Source organism: Calditrichia bacterium (genome assembly GCA_020634975.1).
Taxonomy (GTDB): domain Bacteria; phylum Calditrichota; class Calditrichia; order RBG-13-44-9; family J075; genus JACKAQ01.
Map to the genome: position 1 here is coordinate 3,180,433 of JACKAQ010000001.1, position 23,194 is coordinate 3,203,626.

Here is a 23,194-nt window from a genome sequence, read left to right on the forward strand (position 1 = left end):
ATTCCATCAAAAACCAAATTTATTTTTATCACCGGTGGTGTGGTGTCATCGCTGGGCAAAGGGATCACCAGCGCTTCGCTGGGTTTTTTGTTGAAAACGCGCGGGCTGGATGTCACAATCATGAAATTTGACCCGTACATCAACGTCGATCCCGGCACGATGAGCCCTTATCAACATGGCGAAGTTTACGTAACCGAAGATGGCGCTGAAACCGATCTGGATTTGGGGCATTATGAACGGTTTATCGATGAAAACATGAGCCGCAACAACAATATTACTACCGGTCAGATTTACAACAGCGTTATTTCCAAAGAACGCCGGGGCGATTATCTCGGGGCGACGGTACAGGTAATTCCGCACATCACCGACGAGATAAAATCGCGAATTGTAAAACTGGCAGATGCAACTGAAGCAGATGTCGTTATTGTGGAAGTTGGTGGCACTGTCGGTGATATCGAAAGCCTGCCGTTTATGGAGGCGATTCGCCAATTTTGCCTCGAATGCGGACATGCTAATGCAACCAATATGCACCTTACATTGCTGCCCTACATTGCTTCTGCGGGTGAAATTAAAACCAAACCTACCCAGCACAGCGTGATGCGCCTGCGGGAAATCGGTATTTTACCGGAATTTCTGATTTGCCGCACGGAAAACCAGCATATCGATGAAGGCATCCGCAAAAAAATTGCGCTGTTTTGCAACGTGGATTACCGGATGGTCATTGAAGCGGCGGATGTGAAAACGATCTACGAAGTACCGGTGCTGCTCGCCGAACAAGGCTTGGACGAATTGGTGGTGCAACGACTGAATCTCCCCGCCGGTCGACCAAAATTGAATGGGTTAAAAGCCGTTGTCGATAAAATTAAAAATCCCCAAAACACCGTAAAAATAGCACTTTGTGGCAAATATGTTCAACTGCCGGATGCCTACAAAAGCATCATAGAAGGATTGATTCATGCCGGTGTGGTAAACGATGCTCGTGTTGAAGTGGTTTGGGTGAATACCGAAGAAATTGAATCGGAAAACGATGTGGCCAAATATTTTGAAGGCGTTCATGGTATTTTGGTGCCTTACGGGTTTGGCAATCGGGGAATCGAAGGGAAGCTGAAAGCCATTCAGTATGCCCGGGAAAGTAAAATCCCGTTTTTCGGGATTTGCTTGGGATTGCAATGCGCAGTCATCGAATTTGCCCGGAATGTGTGCGGACTTGCCAACGCCAACAGCGCCGAATTTGATGAAACCTGTGAACACCCTGTGATCCATATTATGTCATCGCAAAAAAGCGTTACCGAAATGGGCGGAACCATGCGTTTAGGCAGCTATCCCTGCAAAACGCAGGATAACACGCTTGCCCGAAAACTGTACAACGAAGAACACATTACCGAACGCCACCGCCACCGTTACGAGGTGAACAACAGCTATCGCGAGATACTCGAAAAAAACGGAATGAAGATGAGCGGTCTCTCTCCCGATGGCGAACTGGTTGAAATTATTGAAATTACGGATCATCCGTTTTTCATCGCCGGACAATTTCATCCGGAATTGAAAAGCCGAATTATGCGCCCGCATCCGCTTTTCACTGGCTTTGTTGCCGCAGCACTCGAGCACGGAGCGAAAGAATGAAAACCGTTTCGATCGGAAATTTGAAAGCCGGATTGGATCAGCAGTTGCTGATTATTGCAGGACCCTGTTTGATCGAAAGCGAATCATTGGTAATGAACACCGCCGAATCGCTGAAACGTGCCGCGGAAAACCTGCCGATTCAACTGGTTTTTAAATCATCATTCAAAAAAGCCAATCGCACATCCGCTTCCGGTTTCACCGGAATTGGGTTCGAAAAAGCGTTGGGAATTTTGGAAAAAGTGCGAAACACGTACGATTTGCCGCTGTTGACAGACATCCACACCGAAATGGAAGCGCCGATTGTCGCGAGTGTGGTGGATGTATTGCAAATCCCTGCGTTTTTGTGTCGCCAAACCGATTTGCTGTTGGCTGCCGGACGAACCGGGAAAACCGTGAATATCAAAAAAGGGCAGTTTTTGGCACCGGAAGGCATGCAAAAAGCGGCTGAAAAAGTTGCCGGCACAGGCAACACCAACATCTTGTTAACCGAACGCGGCACAACTTTTGGCTACGAAAGCCTGGTTGTGGATATGCGTGGGCTTTCCGTGATGGCAAAAACCGGTTATCCGGTTGTGTTCGATGCAACCCATAGCGTGCAAATCCCCGGCGGGCAAGCCAGTTTTAGCGGCGGTCAGCCGGAATTTATTCAACCGCTGGCACGTGCGGCAATTGCCACCGGCGCGGTTTCCGCAGTGTTTATGGAGGTGCACCCGGATCCGCCAAATGCGCTCAGTGATGCGCAATCGCAATTACCGCTCGAAAAATTTAGCGCAGTTGCCGGACAACTTTCCGCGCTATACCAACACATTCGTGAAAACATTTAAAATTATATAAAACAACTGCTTATGATTTGTGCATCTGAACAATCTGCTGAACTGTTTCGCCGGGCAGCCAAAGTCCGGGCGATTTTGGTTGATGTGGATGGTGTGCTCACCAAAGGGCAAATTATCCGAACGGATGCCGGTGAGCAGGTAAAAGTGTTCAATTCGCTGGATGGATTCGGGCTGCGATTGGCAAAATTTTCCGGATATGTCATCGCAATTATTTCCGCAAGCGGCAGCGAAGCAATTCGGTTTCGGGCGGAGGAAATCGGTTTCGATGCGATTTATCTCGGCAGTTACAGCAAAATCGAAGCCTATCGGGATCTCAAAACAAAATTCAATCTGGATGACTCACAAATTTGTTATGTCGGTGACGACCTCCCCGATATACCACTGTTGGAGCTGGTAGGATTGCCCGTTGCCGTTCACAATTCGGCGGCAGATTTAAGTGCAATTACACCGTTTCAAACACGTCGCCGGGGTGGGGAAGGCGCGGTTCGCGAAGTGATTGATTTTATTATGTTTGCGCAAGGCAAACGCGATGAAAAAGTCGAAACGATACTGAAATCGTTTGGCAGGTAAATTATGAATGGTTCAGTGCAGCCAAATACAATTTTATCCGAAGAACAAAAGCGGTTGATAAATATCGCCCGACGGGTGATTGTCATGGAAGCAGATGCTATCCGATTGTTATTAAAAGAGATAGATCATCGATTTCTTAGCGCTGTGGATATGATTTTCGATTGTAAAGGCCGGGTAATTATCACCGGATTGGGAAAATCCGGCGCGATCGGCAGAAAAATTGCCGCAACGCTGGCATCCACCGGAACAGCCACCTATTTCATGCATCCAACCGATGGCGTTCATGGCGATATCGGCATCGTTCACAAAGATGACGTGATTATTTGTCTCTCCAAAAGTGGTGAATCGGAGGAATTGTTCAATCTGCTGCCGATTTTCAAACGGATCGGCGTGCCTGTCATTTCGATTACCGCAAATGCGGAATCGGCGTTGGCAAAACACAGCAGCATTGCCCTGACCATTGCGGATTTTGAGGAAGCCTGCCCGCACGATCTTGCCCCGACAACCAGCTCTACTGCAATGCTGGCACTCGGTGACGCATTGGCGATGGCATTGTTGGAAAAACGCCATTTCACCCGAGAAGATTTCGCTTTTTTGCATCCCAGCGGAGCTTTGGGCAAACGCCTGCTGCTAAAAGTGGATGACATTATGGAAACCGGGGAACACGTTCCGGTTGTTCAGCCAACTGCCCAAATGAAAGATGTTATTTTGCAAATGACCGCAAAGCGCGGTATTTGTATGGTTACGGATCCTGAAAACCGGGTGGTCGGCGTGGTGACCAACGGCGATTTGAACCGGCTGGTTGAAAAAACGGAACACTTTTTCCAAATTCCCGTGGAAGATGTGATGAATCGATCGCCAAAAACGGTGCAAAGCGGCACTTTGGCGTATACGGTTTACAAAAAAATGGAAAAATACCGGATCATCGCGATGCCGGTGCTGGATCAAACAGAACATTTGATTGGTGTTATTCATTTGCACGACATAATGCGCACAGGTATTTTCTAAATTTAAATTGAGTAAAAACAATATAATATGAATCGTTTTTTTTTGATGCTGACAGTTGTTGCAGCGCTGTTTTTTATGACCGGTGCATGCAGCAAAGTTGAGGATGAGCAGTCCGCAACCAGCCCGCAGGATTCGTTGCAGCAATTACCCGATCAGGAAAGTTGGGGCTCGATTATCGTTATTTCGAAAGAAGGGCGACGATTTGCACGGGTTTGGTCGGGATATGTTGCGGTTTACAACAAACAAAATCAAACGATTTTGAAAGATAGCATCCACGTTGATTTTTACAACCGCGAAGGGCAGCACAACTCTGTTCTCACCGCGCACGAAGGCGTAGTTGATAACCAAACGGAAAATCTCCGGGCGATGGGTAACGTGATTGTCATTTCCGACAGCGGCGTGGTTTTGGAAACGGAAGAGCTGTTGTGGGATAATCAGAAGCAAAAAATTATCAGCGATGTGCCCGTTAAATTCACGACGGATGAAGATACGTTGGTCGGCGATTCATTTATTTCCGATCCCGAGCTAGTCAATTACGAAATCCGTAATGCCCGCGGTTATTCAAAACGCAAAATGCAGTTGGAAAAACCCCGAAATTGAACGCCAAAATAACATTAAATACTACGCTGCGTAAGTTTTTGTATTTATTGATGTTGCTTGCCTCCACGGCACTCGTTGCGCAATCCCGGATCGAATTGGTTCATGCGGATTTTTCGCGCGGTGTTCGCCTGAACACCAACGAGGAAGTGAAAATTCTCGAAGGCAGTGTTCACATCCGCCAGGATACGGTTGAGATTTTTTGCGATCAGGCGGAATATTATCGCGAGCAAAATAAGGTTGTGTTGCTGAACTCTGTCCGGCTGATTCGCGGTTCTGAAACGCTGACGGCAAACAAAGTGACGTATTACGAACTGAGCAAAATTGCTGTTTGCGAAGGCAAAGTGCATCTCGAAAGACCGGAGCAGCGCCTCTTTTGCGATTATTTGCGTTATTTTTACGAAACAGATCAATCGTTTGCGAAGGGCAATCTGGTGCTGATCGACGATGACGCCCGCGTTACCGTAACTGCCGAACAGGGTGAATATTTGCCGGAACAATCGTTGAGCCGGGTTGAGCGAAACGCCCATTTTTTGCAAGTGGATAGCTCCGGCACCGATACGTTGCACATTTTTGCCGAAAAAATGGTCTATCAGTTTGATCCCGAACGAATGGCGATCGCGACAGATTCCGTGCGAATCATTCGGGCGGATTTGTTCGCGCGTTGCGATTCCGCAGTGTATCAACTGGATATGGAGCGGGTTTTTCTGGAAATTGAGCCGGTCGCAAACCAGAAAAACAACGAATTAACCGGATATCAGATTGAGTTTGAATTACCGGAAATGGAGCTCAGCCGGATTATCGTTCGGCAAAATGCGGTTGCCATTTCGGTGGAAGATTCCGCAAGTCAAAAAATCAACCGCCTCAGCGGGAAAGAAATTCAGGCGTTCATTCAACAGCGCCAGATTACCGAACTTTGGGCGTATGATAATGCCAGAAGCCAATATTTTTTGAAAAATGAGGAAGTGGTGCAGGGTGTCAACAATGCTTCCGCAGATACAATTAAAGTGTTTTTCAAAGAAGGCGAAGTGGATATTATTCAGGTTAAAGGTGGTGCAGAAGGCGTTTATAAACCGGATCAAATAGCGAAAAAACAATAGCTTATGGCAATCGAAGATATTACAGCAATCAGCGGGCACGAAGGTGAATCTTCTATTCTGCGATCAGAAAATCTGGTGAAAATTTACGGCAAACGGAAAGTCGTGAACGAGGTTAGTTTGCAGGTGCGGCAGGGGCAAATTGTTGGGCTGCTCGGTCCCAACGGCGCCGGGAAAACCACCTCGTTTTACATGATCACCGGACTGATTGCGCCCAATAGCGGCGAAATTTATCTCAACAAACGGCAAATCACCAATTTGCCGATGTTCAAACGTGCCCGATTGGGAATGGCATATTTGCCACAGGAAGCTTCAATATTCCGTAAGTTAACAGTTGAGCAAAATTTGTTGGCAATTATGGAAGCCCTCAAATTTTCCCGGAAAATGCGCAAGGAACGCTGCGAACAGTTGATGGAAGAATTGCGCATTACCCATATTGCCAAAAATCTGGGATATAATCTTTCCGGCGGTGAACGCCGGCGTACGGAGATTGCCCGCGCACTGGTGAACAATCCCAAATTTATTTTGCTGGATGAGCCGTTTGCCGGGGTGGACCCGATTGCAGTGCAGGATATTCAAAATATTGTGATCAGCCTGAAAGAGAAAAATATCGGTATTTTGATTACCGACCACAATGTTCACGAAACACTTTCCATTACGGATCACGCATATTTGCTGTTTGAGGGCAAAGTGCTGAAAGAGGGCAATAGCGAATTTCTCGCCAACGATCCGGAGGCGAGAAAATTGTATCTGGGCGAAACCTTCAAATTGCTGCGTTAAACCAAAATTTTTTCCAACACATCTTCAAACGATTGCACTTCGATGATGGTCATGCCGTCGCGGATTTCTTTTGGCAGATCGTGCACCTCTTTGCGATTTTCTTTGGGAAGCAGAACGGTGCGGATGTTGTTGCGCTGTGCGGCCAACAGTTTTTCGTTGATGCCGCCAACGGCCAGAATTTTACCGCGCAGCGTCAGTTCGCCGGTCAGTGCAATATTATTTCGCAGCGGTCGCCGGATAATTGCAGACAGCATCGCCGCTGCCAGCGCAGCACCGGCGGACGGCCCGTCTTTGGGAACCGCGCCTTCCGGCAAGTGCAGGTGCAAATCGTTGTTCTCGAAAATTTCACGGTCTATGTTGTATCGCCCGGAAATTGCGCGCACGTAACTCAACGCAATATTCGCGGATTCTTTCATCACATCGCCAAGCTTGCCGGTGAGGGTCAGCTTGCCTTTGCCGGGCAGCATAATCACTTCAATTTTGAGGATATCGCCGCCGAAAGATGTCCACGCCAATCCCGTTGCCACGCCAACTTGTTCTTCCAATTCCGATTCGCGGCTGAGATACAGCGGTTTCCCGAGAAATTCATCGAGATTTTCTTGTGTAATTTGTTTGGGCTGCCCGTTTTTGGCTTCGCTGAACAGCCGGACAGTTTTTCTGCAGAGATTTGCCAGCTGACGTTCCAACTCGCGAACACCTGCCTCGCGGGTGTATTCGCGGATGACGCGCAAAACGGCATCGTCTTCAATTCGCATTTCGCTTTCCACCAAACCGTGTGCTTGCATTTGTTTGGGTATCAGGTGATACCGGGCGATGCTCAGCTTTTCGTGTTCCAGATATCCAGGCAGCTCGATAATTTCCATCCGATCCTGCAAGGGCAACGGAATATTCGAGCGAACATTGGCTGTGGTCAGGAAAAACACGTCGGATAAATCGTAATCGACATCCAGATAATGATCGTTGAAAGTGCGGTTTTGCTCCGGATCGAGCACTTCCAGCAGCGCGGATGCGGGGTCACCGCGAAAATCGGAGCTCAGTTTGTCCACCTCGTCCAACAAAATAACCGGATTTACGCTGCCTACTTTTTTCATCGATTGAATAAATTTGCCGGGCATCGAGCCGATATACGTTCGCCGGTGCCCGCGAATTTCTGCTTCGTCGCGTACACCGCCGAGGGAAATTCGTGTAAAATTGCGCCCCAACGCCCGAGCGATGGATTTACCGAGCGAGGTTTTGCCCACGCCGGGTGGGCCAACGAGGCACAAAATCGGACCCTTCAATTGTTTGACCCGTTTCATAACCGCCAGATGTTCGATAATCCGTTCTTTCGGTTTTTCCAAACCGTAGTGGTCTTCATCGAGAATTTTTTGGGCTTCGGCGATGTTGAGCCGGTCCTGTGTGCGGGTTTGCCACGGCAGCCGGATCATCCAGTCCAGATAATTGCGAATGACCGTGTATTCCGGCGAAAACGGCGGAATTTTGCGCAGTTTATTGAATTCTTCTGTGGCTTTATCCAAAACGGGATCGGGCATGTCGGCGCTGAAAATATCATCTTCCAGTTTCATTAATTCCGGGGAATTCAGGTCGTCGTCTTCGCCCAACTCTTTGTTGATGATTTTCAGCTTTTCCTGAATGTAATAATTGCGCTGATTTTTCATCAGGTTTTCCTGGACTTTTTGGTCCAGATCCATGCGCACTTGATGGTGCCCGATCACTTGCCGGATCAGATCCAGCAGCATAATCAGCCGTTTTTCGATATCCCGTTCTTCCAGAATTTGCTGTTTTTGATGCGCGGAAGCCTGAATGTTCAACGCAACAAAATCAATCATCCGGTAGGTATCACCCTGCCGCTGCAAATGGTCGAGCATTTCTTCGGGCAAGTCTGGTGTCAGGGCAATGTATTCTTTAAAATAGTGGTGAAGTTGGTCGACGTAGTTTCCGGTAATTTCATCGAGATCCGACATTTCCTCAAAGATGTCTACTTCGGTACGAAAATATTGACGGTTGCCGTTAAATTTGCGAATTTTTGCCCGGATAACACCTTCCACAACAACTTTGGCATGACCGTTGGGAAATTCCAGTAGCTGCAAAATCCGGCAAACGGTTCCCACCCGGAAAATATCAGACGATCGCAGCGCTTCCTGTTCAGCGTTTTTTTGGGTGGCAACCAGCAGCAGGTCGTCGTTATCTCTGGCAACCTGAATGGCTTTTAGCGATTTGGTGCGTCCGACCAGCAACGGCACAACGGAATATGGGAAAACCACCAGTTCCCGAACGGGTAAAAGTGGCAGCACTGTCGGGATTTCCAAAACGTCGTCGCCTTTTAAAATGCGTTGGTATTCGCTCATGAAGGTCTCTTTATTACTAAATTTGACAAAATATAAAACAAGATAATTTGGGAATCAAAGAACTTTTGAAGGGAGTTCCGGCGGTTGTGGCGTTGAAACGCCATTTCGAAATCCGGTATTGTTTTACGATTGAGCAGGTAACAATCAACATTTCGTTTCACTATAAAAAAACGGGGTAGAATTCACATCATCTACCCCGTAAAGAAAATTTATTCGGCTGTGGAGAATCAGGCAGATTGCCGTGATTTTTCCATTTTGAGCACCGGTTCATCTTTGCCGAGGATAACATCTTCGGTAACCAGGCATTCTTTGACGCCTTCCATCGATGGCACTTTGAACATCACCGATTGCATCGCTTTTTCGAGAATGCCGCGCAGTCCGCGAGCGCCGGTTTTGCGTTTGCGTGCCAAACTGACCACTTCGCGAAGCGCTTTATCCGTAAATTTCAGCTCAACACCTTCCAGTTCGAACAGTTTTTTGTACTGTTTGATCAGTGAATTTCGGGGTTCAACCAAAATTGCCAGCAATTCGGATTCGGAGAGATCGCGCAGGCCAACCAAAACGGGCAATCGACCGATCAATTCGGGAATCAATCCATAATGAACCAGATCTTCCGGCTCAACATATCCAAACAGCTCGGTGTCGGATAGTTCTCTGAGGGAGCGAACGTGGGCGCTGAAGCCCATTTTCTTTTCACCGATGCGACGGCGGATAACATCGCCCAATCCATCAAATGCACCACCGCAGATAAACAAAATATTTTTGGTGTTGATATGAACCATCGGCGCTTCAGGATGTTTACGCCCGCCCTTCGGTGGGATAGCGGAAACGGTTCCTTCCAGAATTTTGAGCAATGCCTGCTGCACGCCTTCGCCGGAAACATCGCGGGTGATGGAAGGACTGCCGGCTTTCCGGGCAATTTTGTCCACTTCATCAATGTAAACAATGCCGCGCTCGGTTGATGGCACATCGTAATTTGAGGATTGATACAGCCGCACGAGGATATTTTCCACATCTTCACCGACATATCCGGCTTCTGTGAGCGTGGTAGCGTCGGAAATTGAAAAAGGCACCTGAAGCAAACGTGCCAAGGTTTGGGCCATCAAGGTTTTGCCAACGCCCGTGGGTCCCAAAAAGAGGATATTGCTTTTTTCAATTTCGATATCATCCTGAAAGCCATCCAGCGAAATCCGTTTGTAATGGTTGTAAACCGCAACGGCCATGGCAATTTTAGCATGTTCCTGACCGATCACAAATTGATCGAGGAACTCTTTGATTTCTTTGGGTTTAGGGAGCGTAAATTCGCCGCGCTGGTATTGCGAATAGCGGGAATTACGCAAAATTTCGTTCGCGCTGTTTACACATTGGTCGCAGATGCTGGCAGATTGCCCGGTAATTAATTGGGTAACCTGCGTGGCGCGACGTCCGCAAAACGAACAATTTGATTCATGTTCATAAAAATCTTTGTTGGCCATAAAACTAAACTCTTTTATCAGATTTATTATTCAGTAGCTTCGGATTCAACTTCACGACGGGTCAGGATTTCGTCCACAATACCATATTCTATTGCCTGGCTGGCTGTCATGAAAAAGTTGCGGTCGGTATCCTGCTCAATTTGTTCCAGCGGTTGCCCGGTACGATCGGCGAGAAGTTTATTGAGTCGTTCGCGCATTTTCAAAATTTCCTGTGCGTGGATGTCGATATCGGCAGCCTGACCTTCCACCCCGCCCAGCGGCTGGTGAATCATCACTCTGGAGTTCGGGAGCACAAAGCGTTTGCCGCGTTTGCCGGCAGCCAACAGAATGGCACCCATACTGGCAGCCTGCCCGATGCACGTTGTAACAACATCCGGACGAATATACTGCATTGTGTCGTAGATTGCCAATCCGGCCGTCACAATACCGCCGGGACTGTTTATGTAAAGAAAAATATCTTTTTCCGGATCTTCTGCTTCCAGGAACAACAATTGCGCAATGGTTAGGCTGGCAATGTTATCATCAATCGGTGTACCCAAAAAAATGATGCGTTCTTTCAGCAATCGTGAATAAATATCGTAGGCGCGTTCGCCGCGTCCGGTTTGTTCAACAACCATTGGAATTAATGGCATGGAGCAATCCTCCCCTGATTTTCCAATTTTATCCTGAATATTTTTTGCGTAATCATTTACGCTTGATTACAATTTAAGTTCATTCTGCCGGATTATCTACCTGTGCTGTAAATTTAGGGGTTTCCGGCGGATCTACTTCGGTTATTTTGGCGTTTTCTTTGAGAAATTTGATAACTTTGTCATCGATCATGTCGTCTTTGATGCGGCGAAGGAACTCCGGGTTACTTTTCAACATCTCAACATCTTCCGGGCTAAATCCTGCTTTATCAACACGTTCAAATGCTTCTTCGTCTGAAACCTCTATATTCTCGACCTGCCGGATCTTATCCTTTAACAGATGCCAGCGAATGGCATGAATTCCCTCAACCCGATGGTTTTGGCGAACAATTTCTGTATCGATTTTGGCTTTTGGGTTTTGCCTTTTGAGGTCTTCGATAACATAATTAATGTAGTTATCAACCATTGCTTCCGGCACATCAAACGGGTTTTCTTTTAATAATTCATCGATCAAATGTTGGGTCAGGTGCTGCTCCGCATGATGTGTCATCCGGTGTTCCATTTGTTCGTTGAGATATTTTTTGAGTTCGTCCAACGTATTTATATTTTCCTCACCGAGGTTTTTGGCTAATTCGTCGTCAATTGCCGGCAATTCCTGCTCTTCAACGGCTGTTGCGGTAACTTTGTAGCTTTCCGTTTTGCCATCGGTTTCGCCTTCTTTGGGTTCGGTTTTGCGGCGGATAATCCGTTCTTCATTTTCCGTCAGCCCGATCATTTGCTTTTCCATATCTTCGTCAAACTGGCCGGAGCCGAGTTTCACTTTCACATCGTCGTATTTGCGACCGACTATCGGCATATCGCCTTCGCCAAGTTCCTGAATCGACAGCGTAACCAGGTGACCTTCTTCCGCTTTTTCCGCAGATTTTACGGTGGCATAGCTTTGGCGAATGTTTTCCAATGCTTCCTGAATCATTTCGTCTGTCACAACTACTTTTTCTTTTTCAACGGCGAGTTCTTTGTATTTTTTAAGATCAATTTCCGGCTGGATTTCAACGACGACGGTGAATGTCATGTCGGTTTGCGGACCATCAAATTTGAGATCCTGAATTTCACCTTTGGAGACAATTTTCAATTCGGAATCGGTCATTGCCTGTTGGTAGCCACGGCTGACAGCGGTTTCCAGTACTTCTTTGCGTATAAAATCGGCGTAATTTTTTTTGATCAAACCGATGGGCGCGCGGCCTTTGCGAAAACCCGGCAGCGATACGCTTTTGCTGACATCTTTCAAAATTTCGCTTTCAATTTTTTGGAGATCATCTGACGGAACGGTCACCAAAAGATGTCGTTTTATGCTGTCAATTTCTTTCACTTCAAATTGCATGTTGCTTCCTCGTCATTAAACTTCAGCTGTTATCGTAATTAATTTGTTTTCTGATATTCCGGCAAAAAAACCGGGGAAACAGCCCGGACCAAGCTGTAAAAGGGAAAAAAACTGCTAAAATCGCCACAAATAATGCCACAAAAGTTATGAAAATGTAGCTTTTATTTCATAACTGCCAAATATAATAGCTGCAATAAGGTATTGCAAGAAGCTTGTAAAGCGGTTAAATCGGTGTTTTTTACACAATTTCTTTAAGAATTAATGGCGGTGCCGTAACCGGTTTTTCGCTAATGGATATGGCGTTTTGCAGCCGTTCCAACGCCGGTTCAACCTGTCCGGGCAGGTTGGTGTGGATGGTCAGCAGCAGATCGCCTTTGGATACGGCATCACCGATGCTGACATTCATCAAAATACCCGCAACCGGATCGATATTGTCTTCGGCGCGTAATCTGCCGGCGCCCAGGCTGACGGAGGTCATCCCGATTCCGAAGGTATCCATTTGCGAAACGTAGCCTGATGTTGTTGCGGTAAGCCTATGAATTTCAGTCGCTTGGCGATATTTTCCGGGGTTGTCCAAAAATGAAACATCGCCGCCCTGCGCTGCGGTAATTTGCCGGAATTTCGCCATTGCGGAGCCATCCGATAGTGCGCGTTTTGCCAATTTCTCACCCGCTTCGACAGAATCTGCTGCGCCGCCGGCAACCAGCATATGCGCCGCGAGGCGAACGGTAACCGTTCGCAAATCATCCGGACCTTCGCCGTTGAGGCATTCCAGCGATTCTTTTACTTCCAGCCAATTACCGATGGCGTTGCCGAGTGGTTGTTCCATTCCGGTTAGGCATGCGACGGTTTTTTTGCCAAAATCTTTACCGATGCGGATGAGCGTTTGTGCCAGTTCTGTTGCCTGCTCGGGCGTTTTCATAAATGCGCCGTTGCCGTATTTCACGTCCAGCACCAGCGCATCAATGCCTTCGGCAATTTTTTTGCTCATGATGCTGGCAGCAATGAGCGGCATGCAATCGACCGTTGCAGTTACGTCGCGGAGGGCGTAAATCCGTTTGTCCGCCGGAACGATTTCCGCTGTTTGCCCGATGAGCGCAAGTTTGTGATTTTTCAATAATTTACGGTAATCATCCAATCCCAAATTTGTTTTGAATCCGGGGATCGATTCCAACTTGTCCAGCGTACCGCCGGAGTGCCCGAGTCCGCGTCCGGAAATCATGGGAACCGGAACACCGAGGCTGGCAACCAACGGTGCCAAAATCAGCGAGACTTTATCGCCAACACCGCCGGTGCTGTGTTTGTCCACTTTGATGCCTGGAATATCCTGTAAATCGACCATCACTCCGGAGTTTATGTATGCTTTGGTGAGCGCGCCGGTTTCCTCGAAATTCATGCCGCGCAGATAAATGGCCATCAGCAACGCGGTGAGTTGGTAATCGGTAACATCGCCACGCATGTAAGCGGCAATAAATTCGGTGATCTGGTTGGGAGAAAGCGTTTTTCCGTCGCGTTTGATCGCGATAATTTCGTAAGGTGACATATTTTTTCCGAAAGTTTAGCTGAGTTTTTGTTTGCTGGTGAGCATTTCTATTGCTTTGTTGATGCGCCGCTCCCGGGTTTCGGGGCGTTTGGCTTCAGTGATCCAGCGAACATATTCTTTTTGATGGGTGAAGGCGAGATCGTCGAAAAACGTCTGCACTTCGGGGTTTTCGTCGAGCTTTTTCTGGAAATCTTCCGGTACTTCCACCGTTCGCGGCTGGTCATCTTTTTGGATGGTGACGTGAACGGAATCGCCGGGCTGTTTGCCGATGGCCTTGCGCACCGCCTGAGTCATAATCAAGAAATGGCAGTGGTGATCCATTTTTGCCAGCGATCCGCGATATTCGAATCCGTCAAAAGTGGCGCGGACTTTTACCCATCCGTTGGATCCGAATTCTTTTTCAACATCATATGGGAACTCGATGAACGCTGCATTCATCTGCCCGTGTCCGATAATTGTTGCATCAAAAGTGTAGGTTTTCATATCAGAAATCCGTTTGTTTTTGCTGATTTTACCAATTTAGCGATAAAGCCGGGCGAATGCCGCAAAAAATTCAATTGTCCGCCGGGAATAAAAAAGCGCTCAAAAAGAGCGCTTAAATTGTAAATCAGCGGATGGTGCCGGTCGTTTAAAATGCCAGCGTCACCCACACCGGAATGTGGTCAGAGGCAAAGCTGCCGCGTTCCTTATACACCAGTTTATCATTTTCAAAACGGATGCTGCTGCGTCTGCCGCGCACTGCCGACGAACGATTGAAAACACCGGATTCCTTCACATACGGCTTTAAGCTCATGGAAACGAGAATGTTGTCCAACAGGGTAATTTTCACTTTTACATCTTTCATGTAATCGTGGGTTTTGCCGCGCCATTTGTTGTTTTCCGCACGGGAACCGGCTGCTGTCGGGTCGAATGTTTCCGTTTCGATGCTGTCCAGCAGAAAATTGTAGCCGTATGAGCCGTAATCTTTTTCCAACAGCGATTCCGATGTGTTGAACAGAAAAGTGTCCTCTGTTTTGTCGATGCCTGCGGGTGCGTCGGGATCGCCATATTCGAGAATATTGAGCGAACGGTCGTCTGGATTATCGTTGAAATCGCCGAGAACAATCACGTTTTTGCCGGCCATTTCCTCCGATTGCAGGTGCCGCAAAATCAGCTTCGATGCGCCGTTTCGCAACGGATCGTTCTTCTCCCGTCCACCGCGCCGGGATTTGGCGTGATGCACCAGAAATACAAATTCCCGGTTGTAGCCTTCAACGGTTACTTCCAGCAAATCGCGGCTGCGCGGGAATTCAAAATCATACAGCGTATCGGGAAAAACATATCTTTGCGAAACGATGTTGAACGGCTCGCGAACCAGCAGCGCCACTTCCTGCACCTCGCTGGTGTCGTCGATCATGGCAATTTGGTAAGTGTCGCCAACAATATTTCGCAAAGCTGCTGGATTGTTGATTTCTTCGCAGGCGATCACATCTGCATCTAACTCTCGAATTACCGTTTGCAAGCTCTCTTTACGTTCCGCGGAAATGCCGTCATCGAGAAAATAAATGTTGTATGTGGCAATTTTCATGGTTTGACCGGCAGCAAACTGGATCGCCAATATTAACAAGAAAAGTGATATGCGTTTCATTTTCAGCCTTTGTTTTGTTCGCAAAAATATCCGAATTTTTCCTGAGGAAACCAAGCTTCAAAACACTTTCACAACATTGCGGTAAATGAAATCCGGGATTCTTTATTTTCATTAGAAACAACGGGTTGATAACAAGTTGTTATCGATTTTTGAGAAAAAAAACAGTGAGAAAAAATAAGCTTGCCAGTTCCATTTTTCCGCGATATTTTCAACCAAAAAATTACAATTAACCGACGAACGAGCCGCATGCACCGAACCGCACCACTATTTATCCTCCCGAGAAAACGCTTTGGTTTTTTACTTTTTGTCTTTTTTCTGCTTCCTTTTGGCGTTGCCGCACAGCCGCACGCGTTAACGGATAGCGCGACGATTTCGCTGATCACGGTTTCGCCGGGAAACGAACTGTACACCACATTTGGGCACAGCGCTTTTCGGGTGGTCGATAAATCCCAAAATCTCGACCGGATTTATAATTACGGCACCTTTGATTTCGACGAACCTGGATTTTACCTCAATTTTTGCCGGGGGAAACTGGATTATTTGTTATCCGCGTATCGTTACAAATGGGCGGAAGAAACCTACATCGATGAGCAACGCTCGATTTTTCAACAAAAGCTGAACGTAACACCGGAGATGCGGGATTATCTGTTTCAGTTTTTGGAATGGAATCATTTGCCGGAAAATCGACGCTATCGATACGATTTCTTTTTTGATAACTGTGCAACGCGGATTCGCGATGTTTTTGAACGAACGCTCGGCGATGATGTGCGGCTTTATGAAAATCCCGACCGCCACATGACGTTTCGGGAATATATCGATTTGTATTTGACGGGTTTACCGTTTAGCGATTACGGTATCGATCTGGCGTTGGGTGCGAAAACGGACAATCCGGCATCGGCTTATGAAGCAATGTTTTTACCGGATTATTTGTTCGAAGCTGTTGAAAACGGAGAAATACGGATTAACGGTGAGTGGCAGCCGCTGGTGGCGCAGTTCGATACGATATATTGGACAGATTTTTCCGAGCATCCAAAAACCGCGTTGCCATGGATGGCTATTATTATGTGGCTTATTTTTGCGCTCAGCGGATGGATGACAGTTCGAGCATATCGCGAAAAACAATCACCAAAAATTAGCTGGATCGATTATGGCTTGTTTGGTTTGAACGGATTGATGGGTGTGGTCATGCTGTTGCTATGGTTTGCCACCGATCATACCACAACAGTAAATAACTGGAATTTGGTTTGGGCATGGCCGACAAATCTGATTGTTTTCGGATTGTTTTTTGTGCCAAAAATGCGGGAACAGTTACTGGTCTATTTTATGGTTTTCGCCGGTGTTCTGGTTTTGGCGCTGGCGGGTTGGGCTTTTTTGCCGCAGGATTTGCACGAGGCAAATATCCCGTTTATTTTGGCGTTGGTGTTGCGTTGTTGGTGGTTGAGCAAATGATCAATCTGACCAAATCGCAAGAAATGGTTGGATTGGGACAGCCGCTTTTCAATTTTTTGGTTGTAAAGCCATTTTCCTGACGCTAAATTTGCCTCGCCAAAAAACAGATGCCCGGGTGGTGGAATTGGCAGACACGCATGACTTAGGATCATGTGCCGAAAGGCGTGGAGGTTCGAGTCCTCTCCCGGGTACGAAACTAAAGACTGGTTAATCCCTGTTAAAATAACAGCTTAACTGGTCTTTTTTTATAAGCATGTGTGGGTAATAACTTAATTCGTTCAGTAGAGGTGGGTTTTGATAATTGTCACGTTACTTTTAGTAAACAGTCTCCTCTGCTATTTCGGATCGACTTTTAGCCCATTTAATCAAACTGTTCCGATCCCAGATTAGCATATAATCTTTAGGGATATACTTCCCCTCATCGTACAGTTGTTTACGTGTTTTTGAAGTTGCTGTAGCAAAGTCAATCGCTTTAGCTGAAATTCCTATTTTAAAAAGTTGGGCGCCATTTTCAACTGGAAACTGTTGTAAGTAGGTCAATCTTGGGCTCACTTCCGCCAGCTGTGGATCAAAAAACCATGAGACACCATATATACCCCTTATTAATTTGTCTGACTCTAGCAGCTCTGCAACGTTCAGATAAAAATGTTCCCACCCTTCAGGACAAAACTCAGCCATTAAATTCGGATCATGTGAGTGTGTATGCATCTCATAAATTCGGTTAAAACCGCCTAATTTTATTGATGCAAATGAGATTCCTTTCATAAATTGTTTGAAACCATCCTGAACGATAAATCGCTTTGGTACGCTGTAAAGATTTATTTTTTGAGCGCCTGCCGGAATAATGTTTCTTTTACATATGCCCAAATCCTTTAGAAATTCATCCGTGAAAGAGCAATAGTAACTTAGTTTATCTGATTTGGTGATAATGCTATTGATTATGCGTTGGTAATCTTTTGAATATAAATGTTTAATATTCTTTGGCAGTGGCTGGCTGTCGATTAATAATGAATTTTTTGAAATTAGTTCAACTAAAACAAACTGATTATACAACTCCAAAATGCTTTCAGTGCCCGATTGAACAATTTTTTCGGCAAAAGTTTTGGCTTCAGGCGGTACATGATTGTAGCTATGGTTATTTGAATTGTAATTCAAACAGTAAAAATAATCTGTTATTGGATAAATGTCCAAAATAGCGCGGTTTATAAACTTTATATCGTCGATAAGTTTTTTTTTGAGAAACTCCAGGTTTGACATCATCATATATCTTTTATTTGCCTACGTATGCTAATTGCAGTTATTGTTGGTTTAACAATTATTGGGCTCAATAATTGTTAAGCTTTTCAAGCTAACTGAAAATACCAATAAATCGGTTCAGCTTTGGTAGTATAAATGCTATTAAAATGTCATTTTTTTAAGATGATGAATCGGCGAGGAATAGACTTCAGTTTGGTCAACGGATATCAATTATCATGTGGTGAAAAGGCAAAAATATGCGATAGTTCGTGTTCAACTATAGGGTGGGATTGAAACTACAGATGGCGCAAAGCCAGTTTATTTTTTCATGAATTTTTCGATTTCTGTTGTTTCAACTTCGGTGATATCGCCGAGTTGTGCCAATTTGGATTTTGTTTTAAAAATCGCGTCCTCCAAATCTTTTAATGCATCTGCATTTAAAGCCTTCGATTCTTCCGCATCCATATGAAAATTGATCATCGCGTTCAGAAAATTGTTGAGAATGTGTTGTGATGAGCGAATTGAAGCTACAAAAATTTCCTTTTTTTCACGTTCTTTTTCTGAGACCCGGTCCATGTTCCGTTTGATCAAAAAATAAAGCATCGCGGATGTGATTATAACATAAAACCAGCCTTTGAAGGTTTGAGCAATGGTCACATATTTCAGCGAATAGAACATTAATTCAACCGCAGTATCCGAGAGCAAAATCCACAAAATCCCAAAAATGAAATAGATTAATGTGATTCTGAATTGAGGTGCCATAAAAAATATCTCCGGAAGTTTAACCAGCTTTGTTCATAGATTAATCGGCATGATCATTTTATACTATATGCAGAATTCTTTTCAACGAGGTATGGATTCAACTTCTGAAAGATCATTCGAAAATGAAGAACGAAATCGGATTTCTGATGAACTTGAGTGATGATTGTTGAAAGCATTGAGGGTGGATAACAGCCGTAATCAACCCAACCCGATTAAAATTTTGCTGCAATTTGCCCTTTTCTAAAGGTTAAAATAATCAAATATTGAGCTTTTGGCAATACAGATTTCGTTCGAAATTGCGTTTTCAGCAATTTTGCCAATCAACCATACACAATTCGGAGGTCGTTTTTTGGTATTTTTTTAGCGGATTATGCAGCTAATGAACACCAATATCCGCTTTTGCAGATGACAACACCCGTTTGATTGCGTTTTTCAGCATGCTTAAATCAGCCGATTTAACAATGTATTCTTCTGCTGCCCAGCTCATAAAATTATCTTTGTAATGCGAATAAGCACTGTTGATTATCACCGGCAAACAGGCGTTGATGCCGAGCATTTTTCGCAATGCTTCCAGCCCGTGCATGTTTGGCAGCATTAAATCCAGAATAATCACATCCGGTTTTTGGCTGGTTACTTTTTCCACGGCTTCCAGCCCGTCGCGGGCTAAAATTACTTCGTAACCCATGTCCGATATTTCCATTTCGTAAAGCACTCTTTGGGCAGCGTCGTCTTCGACGATCAACACTTTTTTCATAATACACCCCGTTTTTTGTTCTGGGAAAAGTTTACCCAAAGATCATTCCTGATCCCGTTATTTGTTAATGCCAATCATCCACACAGCCTTCAAAAAGGGCTTTGTAATCGACGAATGGCGTGTTTTTGTTGCTGACCAGCGAAACATAAGTTCTGGCCAGTGTATCTTTGCCGACACCGAGAATCGTGCTGATCAAACCCAACGCTTCTGCATATTCCACAGGTTGTAAATGTTTCAAAATGTTGTTCCAGATGGCAATTTCCAAAACGTTGAAAGCTGTTTGAACTTCGTAAAGGTCGTAACCACGCGAGTAACGCTCTTTGGCGATAGTTTCCACAAAAGATACCAACGATACCAAATTCTTTTCGATCACGCTTTGGAGGGTCAAGTCGTAAAGCTTTTTTAATCGTTGTTGGGTTTTTTCCAGGCCTTCGGCTTCGTAATGTTTCAGATGGGTGCGGTTGATGGCATGCATCGCCTCTGCAATAATTGAATTGTGATGTTCTTGCAACAGAAGGGTTAGGTTTTCCATCGTTTTAAGTGCTCCGGTTTTTCTATATTTAACGATAGTGTCATTTGGTTCGTTTCACTTTATGTGAAAAAGCGTTTGTTTCAATACCGCAAATTAATTGGCGGAAAATGGTTACCGCGAAACATGATAACCGGTATCCGCCGGCTAAAAAGGTCCGCCGCCTGTGCGATCCCGGTCATCGAAATCGCATTCCTCAAATGCGCGGTGCCCTTTGTACTGCGCCTCTAAAGTTTCCCTGAAATGTTCCTCCAGCGCGATACAAATTTCCGGTCGCCGGAGCCATTCGCCTTCAATGTTGGTGCAGTAATTTGTGTCGAGTTGAATTTTTTTCCCGGAGTAAATGCCGTATAGCTGGACATCTTCCGGAGCGATGCCGTTTTCATCCAGATATTCGATCAGTCCACAAACTGTATCGCACTGATAATAATTGTAAACGGGCGCATCGCCTTGTCCGTAAAGCACGTCAATGCATGCTTCGTACATGAATGGCAGGCTTTTGTCATACTTCGATTTTGGTCCGATAAACTTTCTGATGATACTCATTTCAAACCTCCGGTCAGTTAATTTTGCAGATATGTGTAATGCTTTTTTATCTACGCCACAAAAAACCGGATGAAAATCACCGTCACGCCCAATTGAATTCAATCGGGCGTGACGGCAGAGCATTAGTTCGAGAGCGGATCGTTTTCGCTTTGCGCATCCAGAACCGCGATGGCGGTCATGTAAACCACGTCAATTTCATCAAAATCACCGATTTGGAGTACGTGAACCGGCTTTTCCATTCCCATCAAAATGGGTCCCACTGCAACGGCGTTTCCGAGTCGCTGCAACAGTTTGTAAGCCACATTTCCCGCGGATAAATTGGGGAAAATTAATACATTGGCGCCACCTTTTCCGGCCAAATCGCTGAACGGGAATATTTCATCGATAATTTTGGGAACGACTGCGGTATCCGCCTGCATTTCCCCGTCGATGAGAATATCCAATCCGCGTTCCCGGACCAGTTTTGTGGCGTTCCGGACTTTTTCAGCCAGCGGATGCCGGGAGCTGCCGAAGTTTGAAAACGAGAGCATTGCGATTTTTGGATCGACACCCAACCGGCGCACTTCGCTGTTGGCGAGAATCGCGATGTCTGCCAGATCTTCCGCGCTCGGCTCGACATTCACTGTCGCGTCGGCAAAAAAGTAGATCTGATCTTTGATCATCATCATATACAATCCCGCAACTTTCCGGACGCCGGGACGCATGCCGATAATCTGCAACGCCGGACGAATCACATCCGAATATTGTTGGGTTAGCCCGGAAACCAAGCCGTCGGCGTCGCCCAATTTCAACATCATTGTTGCGAAATAATTGTTGTTGCGGATAAGTCGTTGCGCTTCCATTTTCACAACGCCTTTGCGTTTCCGCAAATCATACAGCGCATCGCCGTATTTCTCCAGATTCGGTGAAATTGGCGGATGAATAATCTCGATGCCTTTGGAAATATCCAGATGCAAATTGGCTAATTTTTCCTCGATCACTTCCGGTCTGCCGAGCAAAACCGGATGCGCCAGTTGTTCATCCAGAATAATTTCGCAAGCTTTTAAAATGGAATCGTGCTCGCCTTCGGGATAAACAATGCGTTTGGGTGCTTTTTTCGCTTTGTTGATAAACTTGCGCATCACGTGGCGGGACATGCCCAACCGGTCTTCCAGCTTTTCTTTATATTCATCGAGATCGATGTTTACGCGAGCAACGCCGGTTTCCATTGCCGCTTTTGCAACTGCGGATGCTTCCCACAGCAGCACACGTGGGTCGAACGGTTTGGGAATAATATATTCCGGCCCAAATTCGATGTGTTCCGAACGATAGGCTTTGATCACAGAAAACGGCACCGGTTCTTTCGCCAGTGCTGCCAGTGCTTTGGCTGCGGCAACTTTCATTTCTTCGTTGATGGAAGTTGCCCGGACGTCCAGCGCACCGCGGAAAATAAAGGGAAATCCCAATACGTTGTTCACCTGATTGGGATAGTCGCTGCGACCGGTCGCCATGATGACGTCGCTGCGGGCGGCTTTTGCTTCTTCGTAAGTGATTTCCGGGTCCGGGTTTGCCATTGCAAAAATAATCGGGCGATCTGCCATTGAGCGCACCATTTCGCGGGTCAGCACATTGGCAATCGAAACGCCAGCGAACACATCCGCACCTTTCATCGCGTCTTCCAGCGTGCGCATGTCGGTTTCTTTCGCGAAAATTTCTTTATAGGGATTCATGCCTGCTGTGCGCCCTTTGTAGATAACGCCTTTGCTATCCACCATCGTCACATTTTCCAGCGTTGCGCCCAGCGTAACGTAAAATTTGGCGCAGGCAATGCCCGCCGCACCGGCGCCCATGAAAACAATTTTGACATCTTCGATGCGTTTATTGACGATTTCCAGCGCGTTCAGCAAACCGGCGCCGGAAATGATCGCGGTACCGTGCTGGTCATCGTGAAACACCGGGATATTCATTTGCTTTTTCAACTCTTCTTCGATGTAAAAGCATTCCGGCGCTTTGATATCTTCGAGATTGATACCCCCGAAAGTAGGTTCCAGCAGTTTTACCGTGCGGATAATTTCGTCCGAATTGTGAGTGTCTAATTCCAGGTCAAACACGTCGATATCGGCAAATCGTTTGAACAGCACGCCCTTGCCTTCCATCACCGGTTTACCGGCGCCCGCCCCGATATCGCCAAGCCCCAGCACCGCAGTTCCGTTGCTAATCACCGCCACCAAATTCCCTTTGGCAGTATAATTGAAAATTTCATCCGGATTTTTTTCAATTTCCCGGCAGGGTTCTGCAACGCCGGGCGTATATGCCAGCGACAAATCGCGCTGGGTAACACAGGGTTTGGTGGTGTTTACCTCAATTTTCCCGTGTCTGCCCCTTCGGTGATATTCGAGGGCTTCGTCTCTGTAGTTCATAATTACTC

Annotated in this window: 21 protein-coding genes and 1 tRNA gene; 9 read left to right on the forward strand and 13 right to left on the reverse strand. The window is 46.2% G+C overall.

Annotation, left to right across the window (positions count from 1 at the left end; translation table 11 throughout):
* From H6629_12755 to lptB, 7 genes are read left to right on the forward strand one after another with little or no spacing between them, the layout of a single operon-like run.
* On the forward strand, positions 1-1,623 hold the full coding sequence (locus H6629_12755) for a CTP synthase (GenBank protein MCB9068664.1): 1,623 nt from the start codon (positions 1-3) through the stop codon (positions 1,621-1,623).
* Positions 1,620-2,447 carry a 3-deoxy-8-phosphooctulonate synthase gene (kdsA, locus tag H6629_12760; protein MCB9068665.1) on the forward strand — a complete coding sequence of 276 codons (828 nt, stop codon included), beginning with the start codon at positions 1,620-1,622 and terminating at the stop codon, positions 2,445-2,447. The genes H6629_12755 and kdsA overlap by 4 nt, the downstream gene beginning before the upstream one ends.
* 21 nt (positions 2,448-2,468) lie before the next feature.
* Complete coding sequence (locus H6629_12765) at positions 2,469-3,026, forward strand: HAD hydrolase family protein (protein ID MCB9068666.1); 558 nt, start codon at positions 2,469-2,471, stop codon at positions 3,024-3,026.
* Positions 3,027-3,029: 3 nt separating this feature from the next.
* Positions 3,030-4,034 carry a KpsF/GutQ family sugar-phosphate isomerase gene (locus tag H6629_12770; protein ID MCB9068667.1) on the forward strand — a complete coding sequence of 335 codons (1,005 nt, stop codon included), beginning with the start codon at positions 3,030-3,032 and terminating at the stop codon, positions 4,032-4,034.
* Between the two features lie 27 nt (positions 4,035-4,061).
* The gene (lptC, locus tag H6629_12775; GenBank protein ID MCB9068668.1) at positions 4,062-4,634 is read left to right on the forward strand and encodes an LPS export ABC transporter periplasmic protein LptC; all 573 of its coding nucleotides are present in this window, start codon (positions 4,062-4,064) and stop codon (positions 4,632-4,634) included.
* Entirely contained in the window at positions 4,631-5,731 is a 1,101-nt protein-coding gene (locus tag H6629_12780) for a hypothetical protein (protein ID MCB9068669.1), read from the forward strand. Before lptC ends, H6629_12780 begins: the two co-directional genes overlap by 4 nt.
* Before the next feature lie 3 nt (positions 5,732-5,734).
* A complete protein-coding gene (gene lptB, locus H6629_12785) occupies positions 5,735-6,508 on the forward strand; it encodes an LPS export ABC transporter ATP-binding protein (GenBank protein ID MCB9068670.1) in 774 nt (257 codons plus the stop codon).
* Here lptB and lon read toward each other — a convergent pair.
* From lon to H6629_12820, 7 genes are all read right to left on the reverse strand, one after another.
* Complete coding sequence (gene lon / locus H6629_12790) at positions 6,505-8,856, reverse strand: endopeptidase La (protein MCB9068671.1); 2,352 nt, start codon at positions 8,854-8,856, stop codon at positions 6,505-6,507. The genes lptB and lon overlap by 4 nt on opposite strands.
* Positions 8,857-9,083: 227 nt before the next feature.
* Positions 9,084-10,331, reverse strand: a complete 1,248-nt coding sequence (gene clpX / locus H6629_12795) for an ATP-dependent Clp protease ATP-binding subunit ClpX (GenBank protein ID MCB9068672.1) — start codon at positions 10,329-10,331, stop codon at positions 9,084-9,086.
* A 26-nt stretch (positions 10,332-10,357) separates the two neighbouring features.
* Positions 10,358-10,963: an ATP-dependent Clp endopeptidase proteolytic subunit ClpP gene (gene clpP / locus H6629_12800; protein ID MCB9068673.1), complete on the reverse strand. Its 606-nt coding sequence runs from the start codon at positions 10,961-10,963 to the stop codon at positions 10,358-10,360.
* A gap of 79 nt (positions 10,964-11,042) precedes the next feature.
* A complete protein-coding gene (tig, locus tag H6629_12805; protein ID MCB9068674.1) occupies positions 11,043-12,341 on the reverse strand; it encodes a trigger factor in 1,299 nt (432 codons plus the stop codon).
* 238 nt (positions 12,342-12,579) lie between these two features.
* Positions 12,580-13,884 (reverse strand): thymidine phosphorylase, encoded by a 1,305-nt coding sequence (locus H6629_12810; GenBank protein MCB9068675.1) that lies wholly within the window; start codon positions 13,882-13,884, stop codon positions 12,580-12,582.
* A 15-nt stretch (positions 13,885-13,899) separates the two neighbouring features.
* Complete coding sequence (locus tag H6629_12815; protein MCB9068676.1) at positions 13,900-14,367, reverse strand: DUF1905 domain-containing protein; 468 nt, start codon at positions 14,365-14,367, stop codon at positions 13,900-13,902.
* Between the two features lie 145 nt (positions 14,368-14,512).
* Positions 14,513-15,511 carry an endonuclease/exonuclease/phosphatase family protein gene (locus tag H6629_12820; protein ID MCB9068677.1) on the reverse strand — a complete coding sequence of 333 codons (999 nt, stop codon included), beginning with the start codon at positions 15,509-15,511 and terminating at the stop codon, positions 14,513-14,515.
* Positions 15,512-15,757: 246 nt separating this feature from the next.
* On the opposite strand from H6629_12820, the gene H6629_12825 reads away from it, so the two are divergent.
* Together H6629_12825 and H6629_12830 are read left to right on the forward strand one after the other, a co-directional pair.
* Positions 15,758-16,960 carry a DUF4105 domain-containing protein gene (locus tag H6629_12825; GenBank protein MCB9068678.1) on the forward strand — a complete coding sequence of 401 codons (1,203 nt, stop codon included), beginning with the start codon at positions 15,758-15,760 and terminating at the stop codon, positions 16,958-16,960.
* Between the two features lie 109 nt (positions 16,961-17,069).
* Positions 17,070-17,151, forward strand: a tRNA-Leu gene (locus H6629_12830).
* A gap of 124 nt (positions 17,152-17,275) precedes the next feature.
* Here H6629_12830 and H6629_12835 read toward each other — a convergent pair.
* From H6629_12835 to H6629_12860, 6 genes are all read right to left on the reverse strand, one after another.
* Positions 17,276-18,220, reverse strand: a complete 945-nt coding sequence (locus tag H6629_12835) for a hypothetical protein (GenBank protein ID MCB9068679.1) — start codon at positions 18,218-18,220, stop codon at positions 17,276-17,278.
* A 294-nt stretch (positions 18,221-18,514) separates the two neighbouring features.
* Entirely contained in the window at positions 18,515-18,958 is a 444-nt protein-coding gene (locus H6629_12840) for a hypothetical protein (protein ID MCB9068680.1), read from the reverse strand.
* Between the two features lie 376 nt (positions 18,959-19,334).
* On the reverse strand, positions 19,335-19,712 hold the full coding sequence (locus tag H6629_12845) for a response regulator (protein MCB9068681.1): 378 nt from the start codon (positions 19,710-19,712) through the stop codon (positions 19,335-19,337).
* A 64-nt stretch (positions 19,713-19,776) separates the two neighbouring features.
* The gene (locus tag H6629_12850) at positions 19,777-20,244 is read right to left on the reverse strand and encodes a hypothetical protein (protein MCB9068682.1); all 468 of its coding nucleotides are present in this window, start codon (positions 20,242-20,244) and stop codon (positions 19,777-19,779) included.
* Positions 20,245-20,388: 144 nt separating this feature from the next.
* Complete coding sequence (locus H6629_12855) at positions 20,389-20,787, reverse strand: hypothetical protein (GenBank protein MCB9068683.1); 399 nt, start codon at positions 20,785-20,787, stop codon at positions 20,389-20,391.
* 122 nt (positions 20,788-20,909) lie between these two features.
* Complete coding sequence (locus tag H6629_12860) at positions 20,910-23,186, reverse strand: NADP-dependent malic enzyme (protein ID MCB9068684.1); 2,277 nt, start codon at positions 23,184-23,186, stop codon at positions 20,910-20,912.
* Positions 23,187-23,194: the final 8 nt, after the last annotated feature.

Coding starts and splice junctions, on each gene's coding strand:
- H6629_12840 (MCB9068680.1), bottom strand. CDS start 18,958: ATGGCACCTCAATTCAGAATCACATTAATCTATTTCATTTTTGGGATT.
- lon (MCB9068671.1), bottom strand. CDS start 8,856: ATGAGCGAATACCAACGCATTTTAAAAGGCGACGACGTTTTGGAAATC.
- H6629_12850 (MCB9068682.1), bottom strand. CDS start 20,244: ATGGAAAACCTAACCCTTCTGTTGCAAGAACATCACAATTCAATTATT.
- H6629_12860 (MCB9068684.1), bottom strand. CDS start 23,186: ATGAACTACAGAGACGAAGCCCTCGAATATCACCGAAGGGGCAGACAC.
- H6629_12810 (MCB9068675.1), bottom strand. CDS start 13,884: ATGTCACCTTACGAAATTATCGCGATCAAACGCGACGGAAAAACGCTT.
- lptC (MCB9068668.1), top strand. CDS start 4,062: ATGAATCGTTTTTTTTTGATGCTGACAGTTGTTGCAGCGCTGTTTTTT.
- H6629_12855 (MCB9068683.1), bottom strand. CDS start 20,787: ATGAGTATCATCAGAAAGTTTATCGGACCAAAATCGAAGTATGACAAA.
- clpX (MCB9068672.1), bottom strand. CDS start 10,331: ATGGCCAACAAAGATTTTTATGAACATGAATCAAATTGTTCGTTTTGC.
- tig (MCB9068674.1), bottom strand. CDS start 12,341: ATGCAATTTGAAGTGAAAGAAATTGACAGCATAAAACGACATCTTTTG.
- clpP (MCB9068673.1), bottom strand. CDS start 10,963: ATGCCATTAATTCCAATGGTTGTTGAACAAACCGGACGCGGCGAACGC.
- H6629_12825 (MCB9068678.1), top strand. CDS start 15,758: ATGCACCGAACCGCACCACTATTTATCCTCCCGAGAAAACGCTTTGGT.
- H6629_12770 (MCB9068667.1), top strand. CDS start 3,030: ATGAATGGTTCAGTGCAGCCAAATACAATTTTATCCGAAGAACAAAAG.
- H6629_12765 (MCB9068666.1), top strand. CDS start 2,469: ATGATTTGTGCATCTGAACAATCTGCTGAACTGTTTCGCCGGGCAGCC.
- H6629_12835 (MCB9068679.1), bottom strand. CDS start 18,220: ATGATGTCAAACCTGGAGTTTCTCAAAAAAAAACTTATCGACGATATA.
- H6629_12845 (MCB9068681.1), bottom strand. CDS start 19,712: ATGAAAAAAGTGTTGATCGTCGAAGACGACGCTGCCCAAAGAGTGCTT.
- kdsA (MCB9068665.1), top strand. CDS start 1,620: ATGAAAACCGTTTCGATCGGAAATTTGAAAGCCGGATTGGATCAGCAG.
- lptB (MCB9068670.1), top strand. CDS start 5,735: ATGGCAATCGAAGATATTACAGCAATCAGCGGGCACGAAGGTGAATCT.
- H6629_12820 (MCB9068677.1), bottom strand. CDS start 15,511: ATGAAACGCATATCACTTTTCTTGTTAATATTGGCGATCCAGTTTGCT.
- H6629_12815 (MCB9068676.1), bottom strand. CDS start 14,367: ATGAAAACCTACACTTTTGATGCAACAATTATCGGACACGGGCAGATG.